The sequence below is a fragment of the Streptomyces sp. NPDC101776 genome (genome assembly GCF_044766845.1).
In the GTDB taxonomy this organism is placed as follows: Bacteria; Actinomycetota; Actinomycetes; order Streptomycetales; family Streptomycetaceae; genus Streptomyces.
Map to the genome: position 1 here is coordinate 955534 of NZ_JBIWMV010000001.1, position 14080 is coordinate 969613.

The 14080-nt window shown below is 71.4% G+C and carries 8 protein-coding genes and 1 pseudogene; 6 read left to right on the plus strand and 3 right to left on the minus strand.

Annotated features, from left to right (window positions below; all coding sequences use genetic code 11):
- Positions 1-42: 42 nt before the first annotated feature.
- The 3 genes and pseudogenes from ACIRRY_RS04115 to ACIRRY_RS04125 form a co-directional block, all read left to right on the plus strand.
- Positions 43-465 (plus strand): annotated as a pseudogene (locus ACIRRY_RS04115) (endo-beta-N-acetylglucosaminidase); the annotation flags it as partial.
- 42 nt (positions 466-507) lie between these two features.
- The gene (locus ACIRRY_RS04120) at positions 508-3522 is read left to right on the plus strand and encodes an alpha-mannosidase (protein ID WP_403967656.1); all 3015 of its coding nucleotides are present in this window, start codon (positions 508-510) and stop codon (positions 3520-3522) included.
- A 329-nt stretch (positions 3523-3851) separates the two neighbouring features.
- The gene (locus ACIRRY_RS04125) at positions 3852-4466 is read left to right on the plus strand and encodes a hypothetical protein (RefSeq protein WP_403967658.1); all 615 of its coding nucleotides are present in this window, start codon (positions 3852-3854) and stop codon (positions 4464-4466) included.
- On the opposite strand, the gene ACIRRY_RS04130 is transcribed toward ACIRRY_RS04125, so the two are convergent.
- The 3 genes from ACIRRY_RS04130 to ACIRRY_RS04140 all read right to left on the minus strand — a co-directional run bounded on the left by ACIRRY_RS04130 (position 4430) and on the right by ACIRRY_RS04140 (position 10263).
- The gene (locus ACIRRY_RS04130) at positions 4430-8992 is read right to left on the minus strand and encodes an AAA family ATPase (RefSeq protein WP_403967660.1); all 4563 of its coding nucleotides are present in this window, start codon (positions 8990-8992) and stop codon (positions 4430-4432) included. The two genes, ACIRRY_RS04125 and ACIRRY_RS04130, sit on opposite strands and share 37 nt — an antisense overlap.
- Positions 8993-8999: 7 nt before the next feature.
- Entirely contained in the window at positions 9000-9431 is a 432-nt protein-coding gene (locus ACIRRY_RS04135) for a hypothetical protein (RefSeq protein ID WP_403967662.1), read from the minus strand.
- Positions 9432-9534: 103 nt separating this feature from the next.
- The gene (locus tag ACIRRY_RS04140; protein ID WP_403967664.1) at positions 9535-10263 is read right to left on the minus strand and encodes a FadR/GntR family transcriptional regulator; all 729 of its coding nucleotides are present in this window, start codon (positions 10261-10263) and stop codon (positions 9535-9537) included.
- 163 nt (positions 10264-10426) lie between these two features.
- Here ACIRRY_RS04140 and ACIRRY_RS04145 point away from each other — a divergent pair, with 163 nt between their 5' ends.
- The 3 genes from ACIRRY_RS04145 to ACIRRY_RS04155 are packed head-to-tail and all read left to right on the plus strand — an operon-like array spanning position 10427 to position 14038.
- On the plus strand, positions 10427-11515 hold the full coding sequence (locus tag ACIRRY_RS04145; RefSeq protein ID WP_403967666.1) for a sugar ABC transporter substrate-binding protein: 1089 nt from the start codon (positions 10427-10429) through the stop codon (positions 11513-11515).
- Positions 11512-13017, plus strand: coding sequence for a sugar ABC transporter ATP-binding protein (locus tag ACIRRY_RS04150; RefSeq protein WP_403967668.1), 1506 nt, complete (start codon positions 11512-11514; stop codon positions 13015-13017). The genes ACIRRY_RS04145 and ACIRRY_RS04150 overlap by 4 nt, the downstream gene beginning before the upstream one ends.
- Positions 13010-14038, plus strand: coding sequence for an ABC transporter permease (locus tag ACIRRY_RS04155; protein WP_403967670.1), 1029 nt, complete (start codon positions 13010-13012; stop codon positions 14036-14038). The genes ACIRRY_RS04150 and ACIRRY_RS04155 overlap by 8 nt, the downstream gene beginning before the upstream one ends.
- Positions 14039-14080 lie beyond the last annotated feature (42 nt).

The window sequence follows — 14080 nt, forward strand, 5'->3', positions numbered from 1 at the left end:
CCTTCGCCGCCGCGCAGGCGCTCGCCAACACCGGGCAGCCGCGGCCGGCAGACGGTGACCGTGCCGCTCACAGGGCTTTCGGGGACGCTGCATGCGATCGGTGTGCGGCTCACCGCGGCCGATGCGAGCGGGAGCACTGTGAACTGGCGGCTCGGCCGACTGGCTGTTCGCGACGTCAACGATACCCAGCCGCCCGCCGCTCCCTCGGGGCTGCGGATCACCGCCGCCACCGTCGGTGACCTGCGCTTCGCCTGGGACGCCGCGCTCGGCGCCGTACGCCACTACACCCTCCACCGCCTCCTCCCCGACGGCACCCGGCGGTTCCTCGGCGGCACCTGCCAGCGCGCCTTCTTCGTCGGCGGGCAGCAGGCCGAACAGGGCGAGCAGCAGGCGTGGTTCGAAGTGCGCGCGACAGGGGAGCTGTACACAGCGTCGGCCCCCGTGACCGTCGCGCACACCTGGTAACACCGCAGTCCCCACCCGCAACCGAGCCACGGAGCACCCCACATGCATGACGACCGCAGCCTGGTCGAAGCCCGCCTCAAGCGCGTCCTCGAAGAGCGCATCCGTCCCGCCGTGTACCCCGAGTCCGTGCCGCTGGAGGTGGCCGTCTGGCACGCGCCCGACGAGCCGGTGCCGGTGGCCGAGGGGCTCGCGGGCATACCCGAACCGATCGCGGTGGGTGCCCGGTGGGGTGCTCCCTGGGGGACCAGTTGGTTCCGTGTCACCGGGACCGTCCCCCAGGAGTGGGCCGGGAAGACCGTCGAGGCGCTGCTCGACCTCGGCTTCGACGAGAACATGCCCGGCTTCCAGTGCGAGGGCCTCGTATACCGGCCCGACGGCACCCCCGTGAAGGGCCTCAACCCGCGCAACCAGTGGGTGCGGATCGGCGCGCCCGTCGCCGGCGGCGAGGAGGTGCGGCTGCACATCGAGGCCGCGTCCAACCCGGTGGTCCTGGACTACCACCCGTTCGTGCCGACCCAGTTGGGCGACAAGGAGACCGCCGGCAGCGAGCCCCAGTACACACTCACCCGCATGGATCTCGCGGTCCTCGACGAGAACGTCTGGCAGCTCGTCCTCGATCTGGAGGTGGTCGGCGAGCTGATGGCCGAGCTGCCGGTGGACTCCGCGCGCCGCTGGGACCTGCTGCGGGCCATCGACAGGGCACTCGACGCCGTTGACCTCCAGAACGTCAACGGCACGGCGGAGCACGCCCGTTCACGCCTGGCGGCCGTCCTGTCCGCGCCCGCCGTCCCGTCCGCGCACCGCATCAGCGCCATCGGGCACGCGCACATCGACTCCGCGTGGCTGTGGCCGCTGCGCGAGACGGTCCGCAAGGTGGCCCGTACGACGTCCAACATGACGGCGCTGTTGGACGACGAACCGGACTTCATCTTCGCCATGTCCCAGGCCCAGCAGTGGGCCTGGGTGAAGGAGCACCGGCCCGAGGTGTGGGCGCGGGTCAAGAAGGCGGTGGCGGACGGGCGCTTCGTGCCGGCCGGCGGTATGTGGGTGGAGTCGGACACCAACATGCCGGGCTCGGAGGCGATGGCCCGTCAGTTCGTGCACGGGAAGCGGTTCTTCCTCGACGAGTTCGGCATCGAGAACGAGGAGGCCTGGCTGCCCGACACCTTCGGCTTCGCCGCCGGACTGCCGCAGATCATCAAGGCCGCCGGCTCCAAGTGGCTGCTGACCCAGAAGATCTCGTGGTCGCAGACGAACAAGTTCCCCCACCACACGTTCCGTTGGGAGGGCATCGACGGCACCCGGATCTTCACCCACTTCCCGCCCGTCGACACCTACAACTGCTCCATGCAGGGACGCGAGATCGCCCACGCGGCCCGCAACTTCAAGGACAAGGGCGTCGCCCGGCACTCCCTCGCGCCCACCGGCTGGGGCGACGGAGGCGGCGGCACCACACGGGAGATGGTCGCCAAGGCGGCCCGCCTGCGCGACCTGGAGGGCTCGGCGACCGTGGCCTGGGAGACCCCGAAGGAGTTCTTCGAGAAGGCCGAGACCGAGAACCCCGAACCCCCGGTCTGGGTCGGCGAGTTGTACCTCGAACTGCACCGCGCCACCCTCACCAGCCAGGCCAAGACCAAGCAAGGCAACCGACGCAGCGAACACCTGCTGCGCGAGGCCGAGCTGTGGGCCGCCACGGCGGCTGTCCGGGCCGGATTCCCTTACCCGTACGAGGACTTGGACCGGATCTGGAAGACGGTCCTGCTGCACCAGTTCCACGACATCCTGCCCGGCTCCTCCATCGCCTGGGTGCACCGCGAGGCCCGGAAGACCTACGAGGGGCTGGCCGCCGAACTGAACGGCATCATCGACGCGGCCCAGCGCGCGCTGGCGGGGGAGGGGACGACCTCCCTCGTCTTCAACTCGGCGCCCCACGCCCGCGAAGGCGTCCCCGCGGGCGGCGCACGGACCCCGGCGGCGCAGGGCGAGACGGCTCTCGCGACACGGGTCGGCGGCGGACACGTCCTGGAGAACGGCCTGCTGCGCATCGAGATCGACGGCCGGGGCCTCGTCGTCTCCGCCTACGACATCGAGGCGGACCGTGAGACCGTCGCCCTCGGCCGGGCCGCGAACCTGCTCCAACTCCACCCGGATTTCCCGAACATGTGGGACGCCTGGGACGTCGACGAGTTCTACCGCAACACCGTCACCGATCTCACGGACGCGGACGAGGTCGTCGCCGACGGGAACACGGTGCGGATCGTACGGTCCTTCGGCGCGTCCAAGGTCACCCAACTGCTGTCCCTCGCCCCCGGGGAGCGGCGGCTGCTCATCGACACCGAGGTCGACTGGCACGAGACCGAGAAGTTCCTCAAGCTCGCCTTCCCACTCGACGTGCACGCCGAACGGTACGCGTCCGAGACGCAGTTCGGGCATTTCCACCGTCCCACGCACACCAACACCTCATGGGAGGCCGCCAAGTTCGAGGCCTGCAACCACCGCTTCGTCCACCTGGAGGAGCCCGGCTTCGGCGTCGCCGTCGTCAACGACTCGACGTACGGCCACGATGTGACCCGTACGGTCCGCGGTGACGGCGACAAGGGGACGACCACCACGGTCCGCGTCTCCCTGCTCCGCGCCCCGCGCTTCCCGGACCCCGAGACCGACCAGGGCGTCCACCGTTTCCGGCACGCGCTGGTGCCCGGCGCGGGCATCGGCGACGCGGTGCGCGAGGGCTGGCGGATCAACCTGCCGGAACGGCGGGTCACGGGTGGCCAGGAGGTCGCGCCGCTGGTGGGCGTGGACCGGGACGCGGTCGTCGTCACGGCGGTGAAACTGGCCGACGACGGGAGCGGCGACGTCGTGGTCCGCTTCCACGAGGCGCACGGAGGACGGGCCAGTGCGACACTGACGGTGGGCTTCGCGTTCGACGCCGTGGAGGTCGTGGACCTGCTGGAGCGGCCGTTGGCCGACGAAGCCGCACCCGGTTGGGACGGTGACCGTATCCAACTGGTCCTGCGGCCCTTCGAGTTGATGACCCTCAGGCTGCGCAGGAGCTGAGGCGGGCGGCACGCCGACGACCGGGCGCGCACACGGGCGGTGATGGTACCCGCACGGCCCGTGTGCCGCGCACGATCCGGCGGAACCGTGATGTGCGCCCCTTTCGGCGCGTATCGTCCGGTATCGCGCCAGGCGCCGCCGGGGACCACGACCGGCGGGCGGGGGAGTGGCGCGGGGGAGACATCATGCGCCGGGGGCTGATATGCGTGGCGGTGGCCGGTTCACTCGGTCTGGCCGCGTGCTCGCAGGGTGGGCAAGTCCCGCCGGTGGAGCGGCCGTTGGTGAAACAGTCGACAGCGAAACCTTCCGGCACGGCACCTTCCGGAGCCGTGACCTCCAGCACGGCACCTATCGAAACCGGGCCCTCCGGCACCGTGACGACGGCGACCTCCGAGGTGCCGCTGCGGCTGGCCTCCGCGCTCCTCGCCCCCGGCGACCTGGAGGGCTTCTCCCTCTCCCCGGCACCGCCGCCCTCGGCGGACGCGAGCTCCTCCGGCTCGACGGGGTGCGCGGCGATGGACCGCGTGGACGCGTTCCGGAAGCCGACGCTACAGCCGTCCGTGGACGCGAAGTTGCAGCGGTTCCAGCCCGTGTCGCTGGTGTACGAGGTGCTGACGCAGCGAAGCGTCGAGGACGCGCGCACAGAGGTGGAGCTGGAGGCGGACGTCTTCCGGGACTGTCACCGTCTGGTCGCGGGTGATCTCACCGGTGATCTCAGCCCGTTGGCGTTCCCGACGCTCGGTGAGCGCACGGTGGCGGGACGGGTGGAGTCGTCGGCGTACGGGCTCCGGCAGAACACCGACCTGGTCTACCTGCTGCATCCCAAGGGGATCGTGATCAGCCTCGCGATCATGACCTTCGGCGCCGCCGCCGACTCGGACGTCGCCCAGGAGGTCGCCCGGGTCGCCTATCGCAAGGTGGACGACGTCGTCGCCGGGCGCTGATCGTCACCGGCCCGGCAGGGCGGGGCGGCGGGGAACGAGTCCCGCCACAGTCGCGCGGTCGTGGAAGCGCCACGGCCCGCACACACCTCGGCGACCGCCAAGTCGACGTCAGGGAACCGCCGTTGAAGACGTCCGTCGTCCGTCGCCGTCACCAGGTCGGTCCTCCCGATGGACGCGGCTCCGATGGCCGTGGCGCGGTTCTCACCGTCTCCCACCGTCCCCTTTCCGGTCCAGGCTCCCGGGTGCGGCGACCCCCACAGTCGTACGGTGCCGTCGTCGCCGAGTGCCGCGAGGAAGCGCGCACCGGGGCGGGTGCCCGGCCCGAGTGCCAGGCCGACGACATCCCCGGAGCCGGCGTCGGCGTCGAGGTGGGTGGGCGAAGCGGAAGTGCCCGCGCCCAGGTTCCAGACCGTGACCGAGCCGCGCTCTCCCGCCGCGGCCAGTACCGACCCGTCCGCGCTCGCCGTCAGCGCGCGGCCGGTCTTCGAACCGGTGCCCGCGAGCTTCAGCGCCAGGGCGGGCAGGGTCCAGTCGGCGAGGCTCCAGACGTCCACCGCTCCGTCGTCCGAACCGATGGCCAGCCGGTGCGTACCGCCCAGGAACGCGAGACCCGTCACCGCGCCGGAATGGCCGTCGACCCCGGTCGGGTCGGGGATGTGCCCGGAGTCCGACAGGTTCCAGAGGTAGACCCGGCCGTGCGTCGTGCCCGCGGCCAGCAGGGTGCCGTCCCGGCTCAGGGCCAGCGAGACGACCGGCTCGGCGCGCCGGGTCGCGAGCCTCGCGACCGGTGTGCCGGAACCGCCCGGTCTCCAGAGCAGGACCGTCCCGGAGGCGAACCCGCCGGCCAGCAGGGCAGCGCCCCGGCCGCCGAACGCGAGGGCGTTGAGTGCGCCGGGGCGGGCGCCGCCGTGGGAGAGCGGGCCGATGGGGCGCAGGGAGCGGTCCGGGCCCGGCGACCACAGGAAGACGGGACCGGTCCTTCCGCCGCCCGCCATCAGGGCGCCGTCGGTGCGGACGGCGAGTGCGGTCAGGCCGCCCGGCGCTCTGCGGGCTACCGGGTCGGGCAGGCGGTGCAGGGTGAGTCGGGGGCCGGAGGCCGTCGCCACGGTGCGGCCGTCCGGTGATACGGCCATCGTGGTCAGCGGGGCGCCGGTGCTCACTCGCGCGGTCAGCCGGTTGTCGCTCGTGCCGAAGACGCGCACTCCCGTGTCGCGGTGGGCGGCAACCCACTCCTTGCCGTCGGCGGTGAAGGCGACCCCGACCACCGGGCCCTTGCCCGAGAACGCCGTCCGGTGGGGGAGCGCGACCGAGGTTCGGCCGCCGTCGGCGATCCGCCATCGGGACACCGTTCCGTTCTGGTGGCCGGCGAGCAGGAGCGTGCCGCCGGGGCCCACGGCCAGTGCGCTGACCGGGCTGTCGGCCCGGTGGAGTTTCAGCAGTGCGCGGCGCGGCCCCGACGCGTCCAGGACGACGACGTCGCCGTTCTGGGCACCGACCGCCGTCCAACTGCCGCCCCCGCCATAGGCGATGGGGTCGGAGTCCCCGGCGATGAGCGTGTGCGGCCAGGCGAAGGGCAGGGAGGCGCCGTGTGTGAGGTCGAGGACCGTGGTGAACCCGGGGTAGAAGTTCAGGGCGAGTCGGCGGCCGTCCGGGCGGAACGCCATGCCCAGCACCGGGGCGTTGAGGACGCCGGTGACGGCCTGCCCGGCGAGGCGGTCCGCGCCTGCCGTCGAGCGCACTGTCACATGGGCCTTGACCATGCCCTCCCGGGTCGACCCGTCCAGCGTGTTGAAGGCGAGCGCCTTCCCGTCGGGGCTGAACACGGCCAAGGTCGCGCCGCTCGTGCCGGGCAGTTGGGTGGGCGGTCCGGCCGGGCCGCCGCTGTCGAGGGGCCACAGCCGGACCCGTCCGCCGCCGGCGGCGACCAGCCGGGTCCCCGAGCGGTCGAAGGACAGCGAGGTGATGTCCGGTCCCCGCGCGGTGAGTTGGACCGATGACCGGGCGGACGCGGCGGTCAGTACGGCGTCCCGGGTGCGGTCGGTGTGCTCGATCCGGTAGGCGGCCAGGGCGAGTTGGGCGGCCAGGGAGGGATCGATGGCACGGGCGGACTCGGCGTCGGCGAGCAGGGTCTGCACGGATTCCTCGCGCTGCCGCTGCCGGTCCGCCTGTATTGCCTTGAAGCCGAAGCCGGCGCCCGAGGCGATCAGCACGGCGAGCACCGCCAGCGCCGAGACCACCCGTGTCCGTAGCCTGCGCCGCCGTTCGTGGTCGGCGGAGGCGGTCAGGAAAGCCTGAACTGTGCTGTTGATCCTGCCCTGTTGGCGATTCGCCCAGTCCCTGGCGCTCGCCAACTCCGGGCCCAGCCACAGCAGTCGGTCCAGTCGCTGCTCCTCCCAGTCGGCGGCGGTCCGCTCCAGTCGTAGGCGCAACAGCGGTTCGCCGTCGTGGAGTTGTTCCACCCACTGCTCCAGCGCGGACCAGTTCATCAGCAGGGAACGGTGGACCAGCTGGACGTGGTGTTCGTCCTCGGTGACCAGGCGGTGCTGTTTCAGGAGGTCGAGGACGGTGCGGAAGATGCGTTGCCGGTCGGCGGGGAAGTACGAGCCGAGGACCTCCGTGCGGAGCCGCTTGACGGTCTGTTCCGTCTCGCCCGTCCAGTGCACGAGTTCGACCAGGATCTCCCGTGCGGTCCTGCGGTCCTCGTCGCCGGTCAGGCTCTCGTAAAAGGTGTCCGCGGCGTGGGCGATGGAGCGGCCGAGACCCCCGGTGCGCTCGTAGTCCGGAGTGCGGAGCGTACGGCCGTGGTGCGCCTCCCAGGTGCCGCGCAGCGCGTGCGACAGCAGCGGCAGCACACCGCTGTCGAAGTCGGCCCGGGCCTCCCGGTGCAGCGCCACGTCGGCCCGCAGCCGGGCGAGGAGTTCGGCGCTGATGACGTGTCCCGCCGCACGGGCGGGACCGGTGATGACCTCCTCCAACTCCCGGGCGCCGAGGCGGGGTACGACGTACAGGCCCTCGCCCAGGGTCAGCGCCGGTGTCAGGGACTCGTAGTCGTGGAGCGCGCCGAGGTGACTGTTCTGCACGGACAGCACGACGCTCGCCGCGGTCGGTTCCGATTCCGATCGTCCGTCGGCCGTCACGGAGACAGAGGCGGCGATCAGGCAGGCGACGAAGGCGTCCCGTTCCGTCTGCTCCGCGGCTGTCTCGCTGTCGCCCCGGTACCGGAACATCTCCTCCAACTGGTCGACCACCAGCAGGTGGTGGGCCGGTGGGCGGTGCGGTTCGTGCGCGGTGAGCCGCTCGGCGCGGGCCCGGAGCGTCTCGACGAGCGTGTGGGGGTCGGCCGCCAGCCGGTGGGTCAGGTTCTCCACGTCGGCCGGTCCGGCCTCGCGGTCCAGGACGGCCCGGGCCAGGGCCTGGAGCGGACGGTCCGTGGGAGTGAGCGTGACCTGATGCCAACTGCCGGTCTCCGGCGCGACTTTGCCGACGGCGAGCGCGGGCAGCAGCCCGGCTCGCAGCAGGGACGTCTTGCCGATGCCGGAGGGCCCGGTGACGAGCAACGGCCCCCGGCCGCGCCGCTCGACGACCTGCCGGGCGAGGGCGTCGACCTCGGCCGTACGCCCGAAGAAGCTCTGTACGCCGGAGGAGTTGTACGGCGCGAGACCGGGATACGGGCACTCGGTGTGGCCGTAGTCGGAGGCTTCGCAGTCCCCGTCCGACAGCGGATCGGCCGTTGTGCGGGCGGGGTTGGGGGCGAGGACGATGCTGTCCACGCGGTTGTGGGCGGCGGACTGCGGGGTGGGCGCGGCCTCGCCCTCGGGGCGGGGGCGTCTGGTGTGGGCGAGGAGATGGCCCACGGTCAGCAGCGGATGCCCGTCCGAACTCCCGTTGCGGAGAAAGGAGATGACGTCCCCGGTGAACGCGGTGTGCTCGGCGCCGCCGGGTGCGTGGGCCTGCTGGTCGTCGTCCGCCGAGGTCAGCAGCAGACTCGGCCGGCCGGCCCGTCCGGCCAGTGAGTGCAGCCTGCTGCCCGCGAACTCGCCGTTGCTGAGCGGGAGTCCGGAGAAACAGCAGTCGAGTACGACGATCAGGGGCGCGTCACCGACCGGCTCCAGCGCGCTCATGAGCTGTTCGAAGCGCAGCGCCGCGCCGTCGACGGAGGCGGTGCCGTACGGGAACCGGGCCGCCTCGGCGGTCACCAGGAGCAGGGAGTCGTCCCTGCGCCGGGAGGCCTGCACCCCGTGCCCGACGTAGTAGAAGAGCAGGCCGCCCGACGCCTCCCGTGCGAGGCGCTCGACCGGGGCGAGTACGTCGGTGGAGCGCCCGGGGTCCTTCAGCCGCAGGAGTCGGTCGGGGGTGAGGCCGCACCGCTCGACCAGGAGGCGGGCGAGTGCGTCGGCGGAGCGGTGCACCGACGGGCGGTGGGGGAAGTCTGCGCTGCCGTCGGCCGGGGAGGCGGACACGACGACCGCGCGTGTCCCCTCGTAGCCGAGGAACAGTTGGCGTACGGGGTCGGACGGGGCGCCCATGCCGGGCTCACTCGGCGCTGTCCGGGGAGGTGGTAGGGGTGCTGGGCGGGGGATCGAGGGCCGCCCGGACCAACTTCTCGACGGCGTCGTACTCCTTGGCCTGCTGCCGTTTCAGCTCGATCTCCACGCAACTGCCGTCCGGGCGGCGGACATTGAGCCTGACGGACTCGGTGCGCGGCCGGAACTTGATCCAGGCCACGACGGCTCCGGCGAGGACCGTGAAGGCGCCGCCCGGTTCGAGCGCGGCGACCAGCGCGTCGGTCAGCGGGCCCAGACGACCCGTCTCCGACTCGTCCGTGGTGCGCCGCGCGACCCGTCCGCGCAGTGCCGGACGGTCCGTCAAGTACTCCCACAGGTCCCGGAGTTCGGCGGACCGCTGGTTCGCGGACCCCGCACTCGTCACGGACAGGACCACGTCCACCGCACCGTCCATCGCCATCCCCCGAACCTGCCCGCATCCCCCTGAGCGAGACGGTCATGCTAGGGCGTGCGCGGCGGGCGCGCGGCGGTTTCCGTCGGACCGCCGACCGTACGGGTGACGGTCAGGATCCCAGCTGCATCCTGAGCCACTCCTCGACCTCGCCGACGTGCGAGGCCGCCGCCGCGCGGGCCGCCTCGGGGTCGCGGGCCACCAACGCCCGGTGGATGGCGGCGTGTTCGCGGCGGGTGCGGGCGAAGGCGCCCTCCTCCTGGTAGCCGCGCCAGACGCGGGCCCGGAAGGTGCGGGACGAGAGGCCCTCCAGGATCGCGGCCATGGTGTCGTTCCCGGCCGCCGCCGCGATCTCGCGGTGGAAGGCGAGGTCGTGGGCGAGGATCTCCTCGGGGTCGTCGGTGGCGTTCATCGCCGTGAGGTGCTTCTCGACCTCGGCCAGCTGGTCCGGGGTGATGCGGGCGGCGGCCAGGGCGGTCGCCGTCGACTCCAGGATGCGGCGGACCTCCAGCAGCTCCACCAGACCCGGGCCGCGCGAGAGGTCGGCGACGACACCGAAGGTCTCCAGCAGGTCGCCGGCCTCCAACTGCGTGACGTAGATGCCCGAACCGTGCCGGGCCTCCAGGACGCCGAGCACCGTGAGCGCGCGGATCGCCTCGCGCATCGAGCTGCGGGAGATGCCCAGTTGGGCCGCGAGATCGCGCTCGGTGGGCAGCCGCTGGCCCGGCTCCAGACGGCCCTCGCCGATCAACGCCTTGATCGAGTCGATGGCGCGCTGCGTCACCGTGCCCTTCGGCGGAGCGGCCTCCGGTTCGGTCTCGCTCGGCAGGGTCTCGTCCACGCCACTCCTCCTGTCGCCGGTCCGCGCAGTCTAGCCACCGATGTGGTCCGACCACTACGGCTCGAAACCGCGAAATTTTGGCTCCTGAGGGTGTTGTAGCCCCGAAGTGGTCTGATAAATATTCCGGCAACTGCTCGAACACGCTCGATGAGGAGCCCGACAGATGGCCGGCAGCACAGTGCGGAACGGACGGCAAGGCAGACGACTGACCGCGTGGGCGGTGCGCGCGACGGCGGCCGCCGCGTGCGGCACCCTCGCGCTCACCGCGTGCGGCAGCACCAAGGACACCGGCGCGAGCAGCGCCGGCGGCAGCAGTGGTACCGGCAAGGTGGGGGTGATCCTGCCCCTGCTGACCTCGCCGTTCTGGCAGTCGTACAACGACTATGTGCCGAAGATGGCGAAGTCCGAAGGTGTCCAGGCGCTGAAGACGGTCAACTCCAACAGCGACCCCTCGCAGCAGATCACCGACATCAACAACGAGCTGAACCAGGGCGTCAAGGGCCTGGTCGTCGCTCCGCTGGACAGTGCCGCCATCGAAGCCGGCCTCGACCAGGCCGAGCGCAAGGGCGTGCCGGTCGTCGCCGTCGACGTGGCGCCCGACAAGGGCAAGGTCGCGATGGTCGTGCGCGCCGACAACGTGGCGTACGGCGAGAAGGCCTGCGAATACCTCGGGGCGCACATCACCAGCGGCAAGGTCGTCCAGATCATGGGCGACCTCGCCTCGGTCAACGGCCGTGACAGGTCGGAGGCGTTCAGGGACTGCGTCAAGACGAAGTACCCGAAGCTGAAGGTGCTGGAGATCCCCGCCAAGTGGGAGTCCGACACCGCGGCCTCCAAGCTCGACACGCTCCTCAACGCCAACCCGGACATCAAGGGCATCTACATGCAGGCGGGCGGCGTCTACCTCGCGCCCACCCTCCAGACCCTCAAGTCCAAGGGCCTGTTGAAGAAGGCCGGCCAGGCCGGGCACATCATGATCGTCTCGAACGACGGCATCCCGCAGGAGTTCGACGCGATCCGCAAGGGCGAGATCGACGCCACGGTGTCCCAACCGGCCGACGCCTACGCCAAGTACGGCATGTACTACATCAAGGCCGCGATGCAGGGGAAGACCTTCAAGCCCGGTCCCACCGACCACGACTCCACGATCGTCAAACTGCCCAGCGGCATCCTGGAGGACCAACTGCCCGCGCCCCTGGTCACCAAGGACAACGTGGACGACCCCAAGCTCTGGGGCAACACGGTCAAATGAGCAGCCCACTGATCACTCCGCTGGTGGAGGCGACGGGAATCGTCAAGCGGTACGGCCCGACCGTCGCCCTCGCCGACGGTCGGCTCACCGTGCTGCCGGGCGAGTCCCACGCCCTCGTCGGCCGCAACGGCGCCGGCAAGTCCACCCTCGTCACCGTCCTCACCGGCCTGGCGGCCCCCGACGAGGGCACGGTCCGCTTCGACGGCGAGCCGGCGCCCCCGCTCACCGACCGCGACGCCTGGCGCGCCAAGGTCGCCTGCGTCTACCAGAAGCCCACCGTGGTGCCCGAGTTGACGGTCGCCGAGAACCTCTTCATCAACCGTCAGCCGACCTCCCGCGGCGGAGTCATCAGCTGGCGCAGGCTCCGGACCGAGGCCGCCGAACTCCTCGACACCTGGGACGTGCGCGTCGACCCCGAGGCGCGCACCGCCGACCTCAAGGTCGAGGACCGCCAAATGGTCGAGATAGCAAGGGCGTTGAGCTTCGGCGCCCGGTTCATCGTCCTCGACGAACCGACCGCCCAGCTCGACAACCGGGAGATAGAGCGGCTCTTCACCCGGATGCGGGCGCTCCAGGAGTCGGGCGTCACCTTCCTGTTCATCTCGCACCACCTCCAGGAGGTGTACGAGGTGTGCCAGACCGTCACCGTGCTGCGCGACGCCCGCTGGATCACCACCGCACCGGTCGCCGACCTCCCTCGCCGCGCCCTGGTGGAGGCCATGGCGGGGGAGTCCATCGCCGAACTGGAGGTGCAGCTACGGGAGTTGGACGACGCGGCGCCCGTCCTCCTCGACGCGCGAGGGCTCACCTCCGCGTCGTACGAGAACGTCGACCTGACCGTCCGGCGCGGCGAGGTCGTCGGACTCGCCGGGTCGAGCGGCAGCGGCAAGATCGAACTGGCCGAGTCCTTCACCGGGCTGTACACACCGACCGGCGGCACCGCCCAACTCGACGGCGAGAAGCTGCCGTTCGGGGATGTGCAGGCCGCGCTCAAGGCCGGAGTCGGGTGCGTGCCGCGCGACCGGCACGGGCAGGGGCTGGTCTTCGGCATGTCCATCGGGGACAACGCGACCATGACGGTCCCAGGCCGGCTCGGTCGCTTCGGATTCGTCGGCACCGACCGCAAACGGGCCTTCGCCACCGAGCTGATCGACCGCCTCGACATCCACACCGAAGGCCCCGAACAGCCCGTCTCCGACCTGTCCGGCGGCAACGCGCAGAAGGTCGTCATGGCCCGCGCGCTCGCCTCCGACCCCAGGCTGCTGGTCCTCATCAACCCCACCGCGGGCGTCGACGTGAAGTCCAAGGAGTCACTCCTCGCCCGCATGGACAGCGCCCGCGACGACGGCACCGCCGTGCTCGTCGTCTCCGACGAACTCGACGACCTGCGGCGCTGCGACCGCGTCCTCGTCCTCTTCCACGGCCGTGTCGTCGCCGAGCACCCGGCGGGCTGGCGCGACCACGAGCTGATCGCCTCCATCGAAGGAGTGGACCATGGCTGACACCAAGGCGGCCCCGCCGCTCGCCGCCCCACGCGCCACCGGGACCGGCTCGGCCCGCACGGTCCTGCTCCGCCGGGCCCGTGAACTCGCCCTCGTACCGGCCCTGTTGGTGCTTCTGATACTGGGCTCGATCGTCAACGACTCGTTCCTCACCGAACGGAACCTGATCTCCATCCTGGGCGCCTCCGCCGCGCTCGCGATGGTGGTCCTCGCCGAGTCGCTGATCCTGATCACCGGCAAGATCGACCTGTCGCTCGAATCGGTGGTGGGCATCGCGCCCGCCATCGGCGCCCTGCTGGTCCTGCCGGCCGCCGAGTCCGGCTGGGGCACCGAGTGGGCGGCCCCGCTCGCCCTCGTCGCGGTCCTCGTCGTCGGCGGGATCATCGGCGCCTTCAATGGCATCCTCGTGGTGAAGTTCAAGCTCAACGCCTTCATCGTCACCCTCGCCATGCTGATCGTGCTGCGCGGACTGCTGGTCGGCGCCACCAAGGGCAAGACGCTGTTCGGGATGCCCGACTCCTTCTTCACCCTCGCCACCAGCACCTTCCTCAACGTCCCGATGTCCGTGTGGCTGGCGGCGGTCTGCTTCGCGGTCGCCGGGTTCGTGCTGAAGTACCACCGCGTCGGCCGCGCCCTGTACGCGATCGGCGGCAACCAGGAGGCGGCCCGCGCGGCCGGCATCCGCGTCGACCGCATGCTGCTCGGCGTGTCGATCGTCGCGGGCGTCCTCGCCTCGGTGGGCGGCATCATGCAGACCGGCTACGTCGGCGCGATCAGCGCCAACCAGGGCAACAACATGATCTTCACCGTGATGGCCGCGGCCGTCATCGGCGGCATCAGCCTCGACGGCGGCAAGGGCACCATGTTCGGCGCCCTGACCGGCGTACTCCTCCTGGGAGTCGTGCAGAACCTGCTCACCCTCGCCCAGGTCCCGTCCTTCTGGATCCAGGCCATCTACGGCGGGATCATCCTGGTCGCCCTCATGATCGCCCGCGTGACGACCGGCCGCGCCCAGGACTGACCCACCGGCCTCCGGCACCCGCACGGCACCGGATCCTTGTAC